The 1,104-nt window shown below is 47.5% G+C and carries 2 protein-coding genes; both read left to right on the top strand.

Annotated features, from left to right (window positions below; translation table 11 throughout):
* On the top strand, nucleotides 1-648 hold a 648-nt coding region (locus EV674_RS17955; protein ID WP_132750533.1), incomplete at its 5' end, for an RHS repeat-associated core domain-containing protein.
* A complete protein-coding gene (locus EV674_RS17310) occupies nucleotides 648-935 on the top strand; it encodes a hypothetical protein (RefSeq protein WP_132750532.1) in 288 nt (95 codons plus the stop codon). The genes EV674_RS17955 and EV674_RS17310, both read left to right, overlap by 1 nt.
* Nucleotides 936-1,104 lie beyond the last annotated feature (169 nt).

Below are 1,104 nucleotides of genomic sequence, written 5' to 3'. Positions count from 1 at the left end.
TTTGAGCTGCGCTACCCGGGGCAGCAGTGGGACGAGGAAACGGGGTTGAGCTACAACCTGCATCGGTACTACGATGCGGTAACGGGGCGGTACACGCAGGCCGACCCCATCGGACTCGAAGGTGGGTGGAATCGGTTTGCCTATGTGGAGGGGAATCCGCTGAGTTGGACTGACCCTCTAGGGTTGGCCACAGGCGTCACTATCTGGCAGCCAGTTGGCTTGGGATCATCGTCGTTTGGACACGTATCCACGACTATCAATGGCACAACATATTCATATGGCCCTGGGGGTATGACCACCTTGCCGCAAGCAAACTATCTTGCGAAAAACGGTTTTAGGGATGGAACAGAGGTTAATTTGAATCTGTCGCCGCAGCAGGAAGCAAATTTGGCAGTCTGCCTTGCTAGGCCACAAGGTGATTACAACGCTGCGACTAACAACTGTGGGATGCCTATTCAACGTTGTCTTGCTGAAGTAGGCATGAACGATTTTTACACCAAGGGAAAATCTACAATTGGAACCAATAGCAGACATGTATTGCCGGTTGATCTTGGCAACGGTCTGCTTTCTTCAGGCTCTTTTGGCGGAACCACTCAGTACCCAGCAAACCGTCCGGTTGGTGGGTTCAGCGCACCCTGGGCAAGATGATGAAGCGAATATTGATTCTTTTGCTGGCTGTAATAGCTGCAATATTAGTTATCTACATTCTGCTTCGTGGGATTGGAAGCTTCAGTCATGGATATTATTGGAAGGAGATGGATTGGAACAATGATGGAGAAACAACTATTGTTGAATTCTTTGAAGCTAGTGATATTGGCCGCAGGGATGTAGTTGTGGATGGCAAGCCATGTATTGAAAATTTTTCGTTCAAAGATGGGCTTGCTGTACGCATAGACTGCTCGGATGCAAAAGAGCAAGGCCAGAAAAATCGCTAACTTAGAATCTATCCATAAATAATATTGAAATGCAGCATGATCTTGCGCAGCGTAATAATGGCAGCAGTGAGGTGGTTATTGACTAGAAATAAAACAACTTGAATCAAGCGGCATATTTGACAGAATCCTTCCCAAAAAACTGCTGCACCTTTTTGGGCGATTTCTGCAA

Origin of the sequence: Simplicispira metamorpha, from assembly GCF_004341365.1 — a bacterium.
Lineage (GTDB): Bacteria > Pseudomonadota > Gammaproteobacteria > Burkholderiales > Burkholderiaceae_C > Simplicispira > Simplicispira metamorpha.
This window is presented reverse-complemented; position numbering and strand designations above follow the sequence as displayed.

What these genes read in the sequence shown, in the direction of transcription:
- EV674_RS17310 (WP_132750532.1), top strand. Translation starts at nt 648, where the DNA reads ATGAAGCGAATATTGATTCTTTTGCTGGCTGTAATAGCTGCAATATTA.